Raw genomic sequence first — 13,669 nt, 5'->3', positions numbered from 1 at the left:
AAGGTGAGGAAAAGGCAGGATTTTTACTCTGTATGCATCTCATCACAGGAAGAACACGCCATGAGTATGCGTAACATTGTTGCCATTGATTTAGGCGCATCCAGCGGGCGCGTGATGCTCGCGCAATGGACCACGGCAAGCCAACAACTCAGGCTACGTGAAGTCCGTCGTTTTGCTAATCAGCGCGTGCGGCGTGCCGGTTATGACTGCTGGGATCTGGACGGGCTGGAGCAGGAGATCCGTATCGGGCTGCAACAACTGGATGAAGAAGGCATCGTGCCGGACAGCATTGGCATCGATACCTGGGGCGTGGACCTGGTGCTGCTGGATGCCGATGGCCAGCGCGTGGGTGAGGCCGTCAGCTATCGCGACGCGCGCACCGACGGCCAGATGGCGCAGGCGATCAATGATCTGGGTAAGTCGGCAATTTATCAGCGTACCGGCATTCAGTTTCTGCCATTCAATACCCTGTACCAGCTGCGCGCGCTGCATCGGCAACAGCCGGACTGGCAGGCGCAGGTGCGTCATGCATTGATGATTCCGGATTACCTGCATTACCGTCTGACCGGCCAGTTGAACTGGGAATACACCAACGCCACTACCACGCAACTGCTGAATATCACCCGGGGTGAATGGGACCGGGATTTACTCGCCTGGGCTGGGGTGCCCGCCAGTTGGTTTGGCACCCCCACGGCCCCAGGCAACACCGTTGGATACTGGACCAGCCCGCGTGGTCATCGCATCCCGGTGATCGCGGTGGCGACCCACGATACCGCCAGCGCGGTACTGGCAACGCCACTGCGACAGGATGATGCCGCTTATCTGAGTTCGGGCACCTGGTCGCTGATGGGCATTGAAAGCCTGCAACCGTGCCTGAGCCAGACGGCGCTCGACGCGAATATCACCAATGAAGGTGGGGCAGAAGGCTATCGGGTGCTGAAAAATATCATGGGCCTGTGGCTGTTGCAGCGCGTATGCAGTGAACTGCACATCACTGACTTGTGCGACCTGATTCAGCAGGCCACGAATGAACCCGCCTGTGTCGCGCTGATCAACCCCAATGCCAGCCGCTTTATCAATCCCGCCAGCATGGTGCAGGAGATTCAGGATGCTTGTGCGGAGCAGCAGATGCCGGTGCCCCAGACCCCGGCGGCGCTGGCGCGTACCATTTTTGACAGTCTGGCGCTGCTTTATCGTCAGGTGATCGGTGAACTCGGCCAGTTGCGCGCATCACCGTTACGCCAACTGCATGTGGTGGGCGGCGGTTGCCAGAATCCGTTACTGAACCAACTGTGCGCCGATGCCTGTCAGTTGCCGGTGCTCGCCGGGCCGGTAGAAGCCTCAACCCTCGGCAATGTCGGTTGCCAGCTGATCGCCCTGGGCGAATTACGCGATGTGGCGGATTTGCGTCGCTGCATCAGCCAGAACTTCCCGTTAGAAACATTTGCTCCGCTTAACAACAGCGCTTTTCGTGCCAACCAGGCACGCTTCGCCGCGCTGAGCCAACCCGCTAAGGAACTTGCTTATGACAAAGCTGATTGAACAGGCCTTTGACCTGGCGAAACAACGTTACGCTGCGATTAACGTCGATGTGGAACAGGCAATGGCACAACTGGACACCATTCCGGTGTCGATGCACTGCTGGCAGGGAGATGACGTGCGCGGATTCGAAAATCCGCAAGGTGCGTTGACCGGCGGTATCCAGGCTACGGGCAACTATCCTGGCCGGGCGCGCAATGCGGAAGAGCTGCGCGCCGATCTGGATAAAGCCCTGTCGCTGATCCCGGGGGCGAAACGCCTCAACCTGCACGCTATCTACCTGGAAAGCGATAAGCCGGTAGAGCGTGATGCGATTGAACCGGCGCACTTCAGCAACTGGGTCGAATGGGCGAAAAACAACCAACTGGGGCTGGACTTCAACCCGACCTGTTTCTCCCATCCGCTGAGCGCTGAAGGTTTTACCTTATCCCATGCGGATAAAGGCATTCGCCAGTTCTGGATTGATCATTGCAAAGCCAGCCGCCATATCTCCGCCTTCTTTGGTGAGCAGTTAGGTACGCCGTCAGTGATGAATATCTGGGTGCCGGACGGCATGAAAGATCTGACGGTGGATCGCCTGGCCCCGCGCCAGCGCCTGCTGACGGCGCTGGACGAGATCATCAGCGAAAAACTGCATCCGCAGCATCATATCGACGCGGTAGAAAGCAAGCTGTTTGGTATCGGAGCCGAGAGCTATACCGTGGGTTCCAATGAGTTCTACCTTGGCTACGCCTGTAGCCGCCAGACCGCGCTGACGCTCGACGCGGGCCATTTCCATCCGACCGAAGTGATCTCCGACAAGATCTCTACCGCCATGTTGTATGTGCCACGTCTGCTGCTGCACGTCAGCCGTCCGGTGCGCTGGGACAGCGATCATGTGGTGATTCTCGATGATGAAACCCAGGCGATTGCGCATGAGATCGCGCGGCAGAAATTGTTCGACAAAGTGCATATCGGCCTCGACTTCTTTGATGCTTCGATCAACCGCATCGCCGCCTGGGTCATTGGTACGCGTAATGCCAAGAAAGCGTTACTGCGCGCCTTGCTGGAGCCAACGGATCAGTTGCGCCAGCTGGAAGTCGCAGGGGACTACACCGCACGTCTGGCGCTGCTGGAAGAACAAAAATCGCTGCCGTGGCAGGCGGTGTGGGAGGCCTGGTGCCTGCGTCACGATGTCCCGGCCGACGCCAGTTGGCTGAGCGATGTCCGTCACTATGAACAACAGATTCTGGCTCAACGTTAAGGGACACCACCATGCAAAGTATTCTTTCTTCCGCGTTTGTACAGGGAATGGTTAAAGCGACCAGCGATATGTGGCTGAAGGGCTGGGACGAGCGCAACGGGGGCAACGTCAGTCTGCGGCTGTTGCCGGAAGAGGTGCAGCCTTATGCCGCCGATTTCTACGCCGAACCGCGCTGCATCGAGCTGAGCAAACCCGCTCCGGCACTGGCGAACGACTGGTTTTTGGTGACCGGTTCCGGCAAGTTTTTCCGCAATGTGCAACTGGATGCGGCTGATAGCCTGGTGTTGTTGCAGGTGGATGACAAAGGGTTGTCGTACAAAATCCATTGGGGGTTGAGCAACGGCGGGTTGCCGACCTCGGAACTGGCGGCACATTTCCAGTCGCACAGCGTGCGCAAGCAGGTGAGCAACGGCGCTGACCGCGTGATTATGCATTGTCACGCCACTAACTTTATGGCGCTGAGCTACGTGGTAGAGCTGGATGCGGCTCGTTTCACCCGGTTACTGTGGGAAGGCAGCACCGAGTGTCTGGTGGTGTTCCCGGATGGCGTGGGCATTTTGCCGTGGATGGTGCCGGGCACGGATGGTATCGGCCAGGCCACCGCGGATGAGATGGCGACTCACAGCCTGGTCATGTGGCCGTTCCACGGGATTTTTGGTGCCGGTCCTACGCTGGATGAAACCTTTGGCCTGATCGACACCGCCGAGAAGTCGTCTGAGGTGGTGGTGAAAGCGCTATCGATGGGGGGCATTCGTCAGAGCATCACCACCGAGCAGCTGATTGCGCTGGGTGAGCGCTTTGGCGTGCAGCCATGGCAGGCGGCTTTGCAGGTGGAGCGCGCCAATGTTGCGTAGAGCCTTTGTCATGCAGGTGCATGCAGACTGCCATGACGAATATTTGCGCCGTCATTCGCCCATCTGGCCAGAATTGGCTGCGACCCTCAAGGCGCACGGTGCGAGCAATTACGCTATCTGGCTGGATGCCGAGCGCAATTTGCTGTTTGCCAGTGTTGAAATAGAGTCAGAAGCACGCTGGCAAGCCGTCGCACAAACGGAGGTTTGCCAACGCTGGTGGGCGTCGATGAAGGATTTGATGCCGTCGCATGCGGATAACAGCCCGGTCAGCGCTGAACTTAAGCCTATGTTTTTCCTGCCATAAACCACGACCACCCCACATATTGCACGTCTCCTTCTCCCGCTTGCGGGAGAAGGCCGGGATGAGGGGGCGGATATAAGCGGCAGGTTAGTTAATCGCGCAATATCCTGCCAATGCAGGCCAAATCGCCATCTGCGTGTCCACTATCTGTTCTAAATCCTCACGTGTAGCGCCTTCACGGGCGCGCACCGACATGCCCTGCAACACACAGGCGAGGAAACTCGCCAGCGTTGCGGTATTGCTGCATGCCGGTAACTCACCGCGCTGCTGGCGTGCTGCAAGGAACTGCTGCAAAGCACGCTCTTGCGCATGATGCTGCTGTTCCAGCATGTGGGCCACCTCTTCGGAACCGGCCGACAGGGCGCTGGAGGTACAAATAAAAAAGCAGCCTGCGGGTTTATCGCATTCGGTGAAACAGGCGGCGGTGGCACGAAAATAGCCTTCGACCGCCGTCTTCACATCCAGTGAGGCATCATTCAGCACCGCGTTGCGCTGGGCGCTAAACCTTTCGATATAGCGCTGCATGGCGGCTTTAAACAAGCCCTCTTTGTTGGCGAATTCCGCGTAAAGCGTCGGTGCTTTAGCACCGGTGGCGCTGACCAGATCAGCCAGTGAGGTGCCTTCATAGCCGTGCGCCCAGAACAGCATCAGGGCTTTATCCAGCGCATCATCGCGATCGAAGACTTTTGGTCTGCCACGACTTTTACGCAGGGTTGGTTCAGTTATCTGGCTCATAGATCCTCACCACAGCTCAACATGCTTAATAAATTACCGATCATTAAATTAATATGCAAGGCCACTTTGTCCGTTTGTGCCTTCGTGAGCAAAATCCCCTGAATGGTAAAGTCCGAACACGCGCTGAAGCCCATACTTACGCCACTTCCAATTAAAATAACGACCGTTAATAAAATCATTGACGCGAGCCAGCCTTTGGATCTAGTATTTATTTAACGGTTGTTAATTAAATGACGACCCACCCAATTTCATCTGCAAAGAGAGACGATCATGAAAAGCATTAAACTGACCCTGGCCGCTGTGGCCCTGTCATCAATCGCATTTGGTACTATGGCGGCTGATCTGGTAAGTGAAGCCCCGACTAATCAACAGCAAATCGGCGTGGTCAGCGCATCTGGCAGCACCGATTTAACCTCGCTGGAGAATCAACTGGCGGAGAAGGCCTCTGCTGCGGGAGCAAAGTCTTTCCGCATCACTTCGACCTCTGGCAACAACAACCTGCATGGCACCGCAGAGCTTTATAAATAAGAAGGGGCAGGCTTCAGATAGCTTCTATCTGAAGCCCCTTTTTTAACCGTTGGAACGTAACTGCGGATAACGACGGAAGATATAGATACACCAGAACAACGCCACCAGGCCGATTAACCCACCAATATTGCCCACATCCGCCATGCTCATATGCAGGCTGACCTGATTACCGAGCAGTGCACCGGCACCAATCCCAATGTTATAAATGCCCGACATCAGCGACATGGCAACGTCGGTCGCATCCGGTGCCAGCGACAGCACACGCACCTGCATTGCCAGACCAATCATCATCATCGCCATGCCCCAGAAAATACACAGCGTTGAAATCGCCGCCGGGCGCACAGCAGCGAAAATCAGCAGTCCCATGCACAGGGTGATCACCGCAATGGCGGCGATCAGCAGCGCCGAAGGATATTTATTGCCCAGGGTGCTGAAGAGCACGCTGCCGATAATGCCCGCCGATCCAAACAGCAGCAGCAACAACGTGGTGAAGTTCTCCCCGGAGTTGGCCACCACCTGCATAAAGGGTTCGATGTAGCTGTAGGCGGTGTAATGCGCCGTCACCACGATGGTCACCAGCACATACATGCTGACCAGCGCCGGGCGGCGGAATAGCATCGGTACACTGCTGAGCGAGCCGGTATGTTCACTGGGCAGGCGGGGCAGGATGCGTGCGAGCAGCACCAACAGCACCAGCGCGGACAAACCAATCATACCGAAAGTGGTACGCCAGCCGAGATACTGACCGACGACACGCCCAATCGGCACACCCAGCACCATCGCCAGCGCCGTGCCGGTCGCCAGCATACTTAACGCCTGGGTTTTTTTGCCTGCCGGCGCGACACGGATCGCCAGCGACGCGGTAATTGACCAGAACACTGCATGAGCCAGCGCGATACCAATACGGGAGATCACCAGTGAGGTGAAATCCCACGCGACCGAGGAGAGCACGTGGCTGGCGATAAACAACACAAACAGGATCGACAGCAGCAGGCGACGTTCAATATTGCGCGTCAACAGCATCAGCGGCAGCGACAGCAGGGCCACTACCCAGGCATAGATGGTCAGCATGATGCCGACATCTGCCGTTTTCATCGCATAACTGGCGGCGATATCGGACAGTAAGCCGACCGGGACAAATTCGGTGGTATTAAAGACAAAAGCGGCAATGGCCAGCAACACGACGCGTAGCCAGGCCGTTTTACGGGAGACGGTTGTTGATTGCATGAATTTCAGATCAGTCAGGCAGCAAATGACGGGCACAAGGCCCGAGGTAAAGTGACTTGGGTCACAAATTATGCCTATTGTGGAGGATTAATACGCTGAGGGAAACCGTCTAACCGTATTTTATTGCTGAATATTTTTTATCACCAGGGCTCAGGGTAATAGCCTGAGGTTATTATCCTGAGCTCAGGGTTAACTGCGTTTACGCGTTGGCATCATGCGGATAAGCGTATTGTCCTTCAGGATATAGTGATGCAGCAGCGCGGCTGCGGCGTGCAGACCAATCAGCCAGTAGCCCAGCGGGGCCAGGGTTTCATGCCAGCCAATCAGCGTATCGGCGAGGTCAAAATTCGGGCTGCTGCTCACCGGCATCGACACGCCAAAGACTTGCCACGGGCGACCATTGAGATATTTCGAGCTGACGCCGAGGATCGGTAACGTCAGAAACAGCGCGTACAGCAGAAAATGCATCAGATGGGCGAGGTTATGCTGCCAGCGTGGCGGTGCGGGAATGATGTCAGGTGAAGCGTGGCGATGACGTAACGCGGTGCGCACCAGCATCAGAACCCAGACCGATACACCACAGCTGAAATGCGTCATTATCATCAGGCTACGGGTGAGTGAACCACGGGCGGCCAGACCGCGTAGCTCAATGGTGGTGTAGGCAATGGCGATCAATAACAGGGTCAGCCAGTGAAGGGCGATTTGCGACGTTGCGTATTTTTCACGCATGAGCGTTTTACCTGAAGCAATGTTGTTGGGGTCTAACATAGCGAAATGCCAAAGGAAAACTTAACAAAATGGCGCAACGTCGCGCTCCGGCTCAGACCGGGAATATCAGAGTCAGACCAGGTGTTTTAGCGCCACGCTATTCTGGGTTATCAGATTTTTTTTTACCCCAACCGGACAACAATGTTCGCAACCTAAGGCGGAAGGATAAAACTTACGCGCTTGTTGAATCGCCGCATTGGCGGTGTAAAACGTGCCGAGAAAGCGTCTGGCGGAGTCTGGAGGAAGGAAAGGACATCCGGTGGCGTGCACCACATGGTTGTCGTTATAGCCTGCGTATTTATCGACGTAATAATAAAGTTCCATCGGGCTTCCTCGTTGCTGTGAAAGAAAAAATCTAACTATTTTTGGAATAGAACAAATTATAGCTAGCTATTTTTATTTTGTTTTCACTGGCACTAAAAGTTTGCCGGGATGGGGAATGTACGCGAGGAAAACGGGGCGCTGCGGCCCCGTAAAACAGGTTACAGTTGGCGGCACTGCAAACGCCAGCCGACCAGCAATGCCAGCACCAGCAGCACACTGATAAATGCGGTCACACCGCCCCAGCCAAAGCTGTGCCAGAACACGCCACCCAAGGTTCCGGCGACGCTGGAACCGACGTAATAACTGAACAAATAGAGGGAAGAGGCCTGGCCTTTTGCCCGACGTGCACGCGGGCCAATCCAGCCACTGGCAACCGAGTGAGCGGCAAAAAAACCGGCGGTAAACAGCATCATACCCGGCAGGATGACCCATAAGGTATTGAACGCCGTCAGCAACAGGCCACACAGCATGATCGCCGTGGCGGTAATCATCACCGGACCGCGACCAAAACGGCTGGTCATCGCCCCGGCTTTCGGCGAACTCCAGGAACCGGTCAGATACACCACCGACAATAAACCGACCACCGCCTGGCTGAGAAACCACGGGGCGCTCAGCAGTCGATAACCGATGTAATTGAACAGGGTGACAAACGCGCCCATCAGCAGAAAGCCTTCCGCGAACAGCAGCGGCAGACCTTTGTCACGCCAGTGCAGGCGGAAATTAATCAACAAATTATGCGGACGTAATGACGCCGGGCGGAAATGGCGTGAAGCGGGCAGGATTTTCCAGAACATCAGCGCCGACGCCAGCGAAAAGCATCCGATGACACCAATGGCGATGCGCCAGGAGAAGAGGTCGGTCAACACCCCCGTCAGCAGGCGACCGCTCATGCCGCCAATCGAGTTGCCGCTGATATATAAGCCCATTGAAAAGGCGATCACTCGCGGATGAATCTCTTCACTCAGGTAGGTCATCCCCACCGCCGCAACGCCACTTAACGACAAACCAATCAGGGCACGCATCAACAGAATACCGTGCCAGCTGGTCATCATGGCGGAAATCACGGTGCACAGCGCGGCGAGCATCAAGGCCGTCACCATCACCGACTTACGACCAATGGCGTCGGACAGCGGTCCGGTGACCAGCAAACCCAGCGCCATCAACCCGGTTGATAACGACAGCGAGATACTGCTGGCCGCCGGAGAGACGCCAAACTGCTGGGATAACACCGGCAGAATCGGCTGGACGCAATACAGCAGGGCAAACGTGGCAAGACCAGCCGAGAACAGGGCAAGGGTAACACGCATAAATTGCGGCGAACCGCGTTCAATCCATGTTACTGACGCTGGAGCAGAAGCAGGCACGACGGACACTTCGTCCTCATCGAGTGTCACTGCCTGAGAAGAGCGACTCACGGAAAATCCTCAAATTTCAAAAGGTATTGCTATCGTAGGAAAGTGATAATAGGTTGTACAATATATTAATAATCTCGAATAAGACGTTTTAAATATGAATGTTGAACTCCGTCATCTTCGCTATTTCATTGCGGTGGCTGAAGAACTGCATTTTGGCCGTGCCGCCATTCGTCTCAACATTTCGCAACCACCGCTCAGCCAGCAGATCCAGCAACTGGAACAGGAAATTGGCGCGCAGTTGTTTACCCGTACCAATCGCAGCGTGCAGATCACTGCCGCCGGGCAGCAATTTTTACAGGATGCGCGCGGGATTTTGCTGCAAGTGGAACAGGCCGCCAGTCGGGCGGCCCGCCTGCACAACGGCCAGGAAGGGGAACTGCGTATTGGCTTCACCTCCTCCGCGCCTTTTACCGGGCTGGTCTCCGATGCGCTTTACCATTTCCGTCAGCGCTGGCCAGCCGTGCATATCCAGATGCAGGAGATCAACACCCGCCAGCAACTGGCACCGTTACATGAAGGGCGTCTCGACCTCGGCGTGATGCGCAATACGCCGTTGCCAAGTGATTTACAGCATCAATTGTTGCTGCGGGAACCCTTGTGTGCGGTGGTGCATTGGGCGCATCCGCTGGCTGATGCAGAGGCGATCTCGATTCAGGCGCTGGCGAATGAACCTTTTGTCTTTTTCGACCCGCTAGGGGGAACGGCCTTATATGGCGAGATTCTGGCGTTGTTGCACCGCTACCAGATCAAACCGTTTATTACCCAAGAAGTGGGCGAAGCGATGACGATCCTCGGCCTGGTGGCAACCGGGCTGGGCGTGTCCATTTTACCGGCATCCTTCCGCCGTGCACGACTGGCGGATGTCGTGTGGCTTCCGCTCCATGAAGCCGATGCGCTTTCTGAAGTGTGGTTGGTGTGGTCAGCAACGCGCGAACCGAGTGCGCAAATGGCAAATATGATGAAGCTGTTACAACGTAACGCTGAAACTTAAGCCAGACGCGAGAAAACAGTCTGACAATATGTGCGACAAATCACATATCTAATCAAATATTTGGCGCTATCCGCCATTCTGCCGCACCATAGTTGCTATTTATTTAGAAGCGCGAAAATAACCGGGAGCAGGGTGTGAATCTGGACAGTCAACCTGGCCACATTGATCAAATCAAGCAGACCAACGCAGGTGTGGTTTACCGATTGATCGATCATTACGGCCCGATTTCGCGTATTGAACTGTCCAAACGTGCGCAACTCGCTCCGGCCAGTATCACCAAAATCGTGCGCGAAATGCTGGACGCACATCTGGTGCAGGAAACGGAGTTTCAGGAGCCGGGCAGCCGTGGTCGTCCAGCGATTGGTTTGGTTCTCGATACCCTCGCCTGGCACTATCTGGCAATCCGCATTCAACCCGGTTATATCACCCTGACATTACGCGATCTCAGCAGCCGTGCCTTACAGGAAGATCGCCTGCCATTGACCGCCAGCCCGGATAAACCCTTGCTACAGACGTTGCAGGAGTTGGTTGACGCTTTCTTTATTCGTCATCAGAAACAGCTGGAGCGTTTGACCGCTATCGCCATCACCTTACCCGGTCTGATCAATGCCGCCTCCGGCGTGGTGCACCGCATGCCGGGCTACGCGATTGAAGATATGCCGTTGGGTGAAACCCTGTCTCAACGCACCGGGGTGCCGGTGTTTGTCCAACATGATATTTCGGCCTGGACGCTGGCCGAATCGCTGTTCGGTGCTTCACGCGGTGCGCAGGACGTGATCCAGATTGTGATCGATGAAACCGTCGGTGCCGGGGTAATTACCGGTGGGCAACTGCTGCACAAAAGCGGGCGGGCGTTGGTGGAAATTGGTCATACCCAGATTGATCCCTATGGTCAGCAGTGCTACTGCGGCAACCACGGTTGTCTGGAAACCGTGGCCAGCATCGGCAGTCTGCTCAACCTCGCGGCGCAACGTTTACTCCATCAACCGGACAGCCGTTTGCATGACGTACCGCTGACGATTGAATCCTTGTGTCAGGCGGCACAGGAGGGCGATCGTCTGGCGAGTGATGTGATTGCCGGGGTCGGACACCATATTGGCCGCATGCTGGCGATGATGGTGAATATTTTTAATCCACGACAAATTCTTATCGGTTCGCCGCTCAATCAGGCACCCGGCGTGTTGTTTCCCGCCGTGACCAGCACCATTCGCCAGCAGGCGTTACCCGCCTACAGTGATGAAATCCAACTGGCCCCCACGGCATTTAACGATCCTGGCACCCTGGGTGCGGCGGCGTTAATCAAAGATGCCCTTTATTCGGGTTATTTGCTGATAAAACTGCTTCAGGGCTAATCAGCCCACCTTAAGTTTGTTCTAACGCAATCTGTCAGGTACGACATTTCCTTAAACTACTCCTTCGTCACCTCTGGTTCACATCGCTAAACGTAAGGAGGAAGGGTGAAAACACTCTTTATCACCGGTACTGACACCGCGGTGGGCAAAACCGTGGTTTCCCGCGCACTGTTGCAGTGCTTTGCACAGAATGGTCAATGCGCCGTAGGTTATAAACCTATCGCAAAGAGTGCCAAACCCACGCCTGAGGGTTTGCGCAATAAAGATGCGCTGCTGTTGCAGCAGGCTTCTGGCCTGGCATTACCTTATGCCGCGATCAATCCCATTACCCTGGAAGAGGATGAAATCAGCACCAGCCCAACCCATCAGATTGATTATCCGCTGATGAGCAAAGGACTGGCGGCGTTACAGGAACGTTCACCCCATGTGGTGGTCGAGGGAACAGGCGGCTGGCGCAGCCTGATGAATGACCTGCAACCGCTGTCAAATTGGGTGCAAAAGGAACAACTGCCGGTGGTGTTGGTGGTCGGCATCAAAGAAGGATGCATCAGCCACGCTTTACTGACCGCCGATGCGGTGGCACAGGATGGCCTGCCGTTGGTGGGTTGGGTAGCAAATCGCATCAACCCTGGCCTGGCACATTATGCGGAAATCATTGATGTATTGAGTGAAAAACTGCATGCGCCACTGCTGGGTGAATTGCCTTATCTGCCGCGGGCAGAACAACGTGAGTTAAGCGGTTATCTCGATCTGTCCCTGCTGGCGTACCCGGTTTCGCACAGCGACAGTGCAAAACCTGCCGCCTGATGAAACGAAAAGTGGCAAATCCTGGCTGGCTGAATCTAAGGTTACAGATTCGGCCACCGTTTTTTATGAATTAATTTCTTTTATATTCAATGTCCTGCTAAAAATATCACCAAATCTTATTGCTCTGGCGTGATTCATGCATCAGCTGGTCTGATGAATTTATTGCCGGAGCACCGTTATGTCGCACTCAGATGAAAAAGGTTTGCTGTATGGGCTGGAACAGCGTATTGGCCCAGCCCCCGCATTTTTTGCCGCACTGCAACATGTGTTGGCCAGCGTGGTGGGCATCATCACGCCACCGCTGATTATTGGTTCGGTACTGGGGTTACAGGCGTATATTCCTTATCTGATTAGCATGTCGTTACTGGTTTCAGGGCTGGGTACCTTTATTCAGGCGCGTCGCTTTATGGGTATCGGTGCCGGTATGATCTGCCTGCAAGGCACCAGTTTTGCGTTTCTTGGCGTGATCTTATCCGGTGGCTTGCTGGTGAAAGCGCGTGGCGGCTCCCCGGAAGAGATCATGGCGATGATCTTCGGCTGTAACCTGGTTGCTGCACTGATCCCGATGTTGATCAGCCGTTGTGTGGCCTCGTTGCGCAAGGTGTTAACGCCGGTGGTGACCGGTACGGTGATCACCCTGATCGGCATCAGCCTGATCAAGGTCAGCATCACCGACTGGGCCGGTGGTCACAATGCTGCCGATTTCGGGGCACCCTGGAACCTGGCGCTGGGGGCTCTGACGCTGTTGGTGATTGTAGCGCTGAACCGTTCGCGTAACCGCTGGGCGCGTCTGGTGGCGGTGGTGGCAGGCATTGCGGTCGGCTGCATTGCCGCCGCACTGACGGGCCATCTGCAACTCAAACCGATGGCCGAGAGCAGCTGGCTGGTGCTGCCGGGCTTCTTCCGCTTTGGTTTCAATTTTGACTGGGCGATCTTTGTGCCGATTGCGCTGGTGTCGGTGATTAGCGTGATTGAGGCCGTCGGAGATTTAACCGCCAACTGCCTGCTGTCACGTCAGCCGATTGAGGGTGAAGGTTTCCAGCGTCGTTTGCAGGGCGGTATCCTCGCGGATGGTCTCAGTTGTGTGCTGGCCGCGATGTTCTCGGCGTTCCCCAACACCACCTTTGCGCAGAACAACGGCGTCATTCAGATGACCGGTGTCGCCAGCCGTTATGTCGGCATGGTGATTGGCCTGATGCTGGTGCTGCTGGGGGTTTTCCCGGTGATTGGCAACCTGTTGCAGCAAATTCCCGCACCGGTATTGGGTGGGGCGACGTTGGTGATGTTTGGCAGCGTGGTTGCCGCCGGTATCCGGGTGATGACACAAACACCGCTCGGACGCCGCGAGATGCTGATTGTGGCGGTCTCTTTTGGTCTGGGACTGGGGGTTGAAGCGGTGCCGGAGGTGCTGAAACAGTTCCCGATGCTGGTCACCAATCTGTTTGGTCATGCGGTGACCACCGGGGGAATTCTGGCGATTGTGCTGAACCTGATTTTGCCGTCAGAACAGGCGAACCCCGCACTGGCAACCACTGCCGCAGAGGACTCACATTAATCACCAACGATAACGGCGCGATACATCGCG

Annotated in this window: 14 protein-coding genes; 9 read left to right on the top strand and 5 right to left on the bottom strand. The window is 55.7% G+C overall.

The genetic code is table 11. From position 1 onward, the window contains the following. Nucleotides 1-60 precede the first annotated feature (60 nt). Genes rhaB through rhaM form a run of 4 tightly spaced genes read left to right on the top strand, consistent with a single transcriptional unit; the run spans nucleotide 61 to nucleotide 3,940 of the window. Nucleotides 61-1,542: a rhamnulokinase gene (gene rhaB, locus PAT9B_RS10070; RefSeq protein ID WP_013509158.1), complete on the top strand. Its 1,482-nt coding sequence runs from the start codon at nucleotides 61-63 to the stop codon at nucleotides 1,540-1,542. Beyond that, nucleotides 1,526-2,782 carry an L-rhamnose isomerase gene (locus tag PAT9B_RS10065; RefSeq protein ID WP_013509157.1) on the top strand — a complete coding sequence of 419 codons (1,257 nt, stop codon included), beginning with the start codon at nucleotides 1,526-1,528 and terminating at the stop codon, nucleotides 2,780-2,782. Before rhaB ends, PAT9B_RS10065 begins: the two co-directional genes overlap by 17 nt. 11 nt (nucleotides 2,783-2,793) lie before the next feature. After that, nucleotides 2,794-3,636 (top strand): rhamnulose-1-phosphate aldolase, encoded by an 843-nt coding sequence (gene rhaD / locus PAT9B_RS10060; protein ID WP_013509156.1) that lies wholly within the window; start codon nucleotides 2,794-2,796, stop codon nucleotides 3,634-3,636. Continuing rightward, entirely contained in the window at nucleotides 3,626-3,940 is a 315-nt protein-coding gene (gene rhaM / locus PAT9B_RS10055; RefSeq protein ID WP_013509155.1) for an L-rhamnose mutarotase, read from the top strand. The genes rhaD and rhaM overlap by 11 nt, the downstream gene beginning before the upstream one ends. Before the next feature lie 84 nt (nucleotides 3,941-4,024). Here rhaM and PAT9B_RS10050 read toward each other — a convergent pair whose 3' ends face one another. Beyond that, nucleotides 4,025-4,672: a TetR/AcrR family transcriptional regulator gene (locus PAT9B_RS10050; protein ID WP_013509154.1), complete on the bottom strand. Its 648-nt coding sequence runs from the start codon at nucleotides 4,670-4,672 to the stop codon at nucleotides 4,025-4,027. A 270-nt stretch (nucleotides 4,673-4,942) separates the two neighbouring features. On the opposite strand from PAT9B_RS10050, the gene PAT9B_RS10040 reads away from it, so the two are divergent. Further along, nucleotides 4,943-5,200 (top strand): YdgH/BhsA/McbA-like domain containing protein, encoded by a 258-nt coding sequence (locus tag PAT9B_RS10040; protein WP_013509152.1) that lies wholly within the window; start codon nucleotides 4,943-4,945, stop codon nucleotides 5,198-5,200. 42 nt (nucleotides 5,201-5,242) lie between these two features. Here PAT9B_RS10040 and PAT9B_RS10035 read toward each other — a convergent pair whose 3' ends face one another. The 4 genes from PAT9B_RS10035 to PAT9B_RS10020 all read right to left on the bottom strand — a co-directional run bounded on the left by PAT9B_RS10035 (nucleotide 5,243) and on the right by PAT9B_RS10020 (nucleotide 8,934). Then, nucleotides 5,243-6,427, bottom strand: coding sequence for a sugar transporter (locus PAT9B_RS10035; RefSeq protein ID WP_013509151.1), 1,185 nt, complete (start codon nucleotides 6,425-6,427; stop codon nucleotides 5,243-5,245). A 189-nt stretch (nucleotides 6,428-6,616) separates the two neighbouring features. Continuing rightward, nucleotides 6,617-7,156, bottom strand: coding sequence for a cytochrome b561 (gene cybB, locus PAT9B_RS10030; protein WP_013509150.1), 540 nt, complete (start codon nucleotides 7,154-7,156; stop codon nucleotides 6,617-6,619). 111 nt (nucleotides 7,157-7,267) lie between these two features. Further along, nucleotides 7,268-7,519, bottom strand: coding sequence for a hypothetical protein (locus tag PAT9B_RS10025; protein ID WP_013509149.1), 252 nt, complete (start codon nucleotides 7,517-7,519; stop codon nucleotides 7,268-7,270). 158 nt (nucleotides 7,520-7,677) lie between these two features. Beyond that, on the bottom strand, nucleotides 7,678-8,934 hold the full coding sequence (locus PAT9B_RS10020) for an MFS transporter (RefSeq protein WP_013509148.1): 1,257 nt from the start codon (nucleotides 8,932-8,934) through the stop codon (nucleotides 7,678-7,680). 94 nt (nucleotides 8,935-9,028) lie between these two features. On the opposite strand from PAT9B_RS10020, the gene PAT9B_RS10015 reads away from it, so the two are divergent. From PAT9B_RS10015 to PAT9B_RS10000, 4 genes are all read left to right on the top strand, one after another. After that, nucleotides 9,029-9,925 carry a LysR family transcriptional regulator gene (locus tag PAT9B_RS10015; RefSeq protein ID WP_013509147.1) on the top strand — a complete coding sequence of 299 codons (897 nt, stop codon included), beginning with the start codon at nucleotides 9,029-9,031 and terminating at the stop codon, nucleotides 9,923-9,925. 134 nt (nucleotides 9,926-10,059) lie between these two features. Further along, nucleotides 10,060-11,277 (top strand): ROK family protein, encoded by a 1,218-nt coding sequence (locus PAT9B_RS10010; protein WP_013509146.1) that lies wholly within the window; start codon nucleotides 10,060-10,062, stop codon nucleotides 11,275-11,277. Nucleotides 11,278-11,382: 105 nt separating this feature from the next. Further along, nucleotides 11,383-12,084, top strand: a complete 702-nt coding sequence (gene bioD, locus PAT9B_RS10005) for a dethiobiotin synthase (protein ID WP_013509145.1) — start codon at nucleotides 11,383-11,385, stop codon at nucleotides 12,082-12,084. Between the two features lie 178 nt (nucleotides 12,085-12,262). Beyond that, nucleotides 12,263-13,639 carry a nucleobase:cation symporter-2 family protein gene (locus PAT9B_RS10000; RefSeq protein ID WP_013509144.1) on the top strand — a complete coding sequence of 459 codons (1,377 nt, stop codon included), beginning with the start codon at nucleotides 12,263-12,265 and terminating at the stop codon, nucleotides 13,637-13,639. The last annotated feature ends 30 nt before the right edge of the window (nucleotides 13,640-13,669 follow it).

It is taken from the genome of Pantoea sp. At-9b (assembly GCF_000175935.2).
GTDB lineage: Bacteria > Pseudomonadota > Gammaproteobacteria > Enterobacterales > Enterobacteriaceae > Pantoea.
Note: the sequence above shows the minus strand (reverse complement) of the source record. Positions and strands in the feature narration are given on the sequence as shown.

Excerpts from the sequence above, each read along its gene's own strand:
- rhaB (WP_013509158.1), top strand. The coding sequence starts at position 61 with ATGAGTATGCGTAACATTGTTGCCATTGATTTAGGCGCATCCAGCGGG.
- PAT9B_RS10065 (WP_013509157.1), top strand. The coding sequence starts at position 1,526 with ATGACAAAGCTGATTGAACAGGCCTTTGACCTGGCGAAACAACGTTAC.
- rhaD (WP_013509156.1), top strand. The coding sequence starts at position 2,794 with ATGCAAAGTATTCTTTCTTCCGCGTTTGTACAGGGAATGGTTAAAGCG.
- rhaM (WP_013509155.1), top strand. The coding sequence starts at position 3,626 with ATGTTGCGTAGAGCCTTTGTCATGCAGGTGCATGCAGACTGCCATGAC.
- PAT9B_RS10050 (WP_013509154.1), bottom strand. The coding sequence starts at position 4,672 with ATGAGCCAGATAACTGAACCAACCCTGCGTAAAAGTCGTGGCAGACCA.
- PAT9B_RS10040 (WP_013509152.1), top strand. The coding sequence starts at position 4,943 with ATGAAAAGCATTAAACTGACCCTGGCCGCTGTGGCCCTGTCATCAATC.
- PAT9B_RS10035 (WP_013509151.1), bottom strand. The coding sequence starts at position 6,427 with ATGCAATCAACAACCGTCTCCCGTAAAACGGCCTGGCTACGCGTCGTG.
- cybB (WP_013509150.1), bottom strand. The coding sequence starts at position 7,156 with ATGCGTGAAAAATACGCAACGTCGCAAATCGCCCTTCACTGGCTGACC.
- PAT9B_RS10025 (WP_013509149.1), bottom strand. The coding sequence starts at position 7,519 with ATGGAACTTTATTATTACGTCGATAAATACGCAGGCTATAACGACAAC.
- PAT9B_RS10015 (WP_013509147.1), top strand. The coding sequence starts at position 9,029 with ATGAATGTTGAACTCCGTCATCTTCGCTATTTCATTGCGGTGGCTGAA.
- PAT9B_RS10000 (WP_013509144.1), top strand. The coding sequence starts at position 12,263 with ATGTCGCACTCAGATGAAAAAGGTTTGCTGTATGGGCTGGAACAGCGT.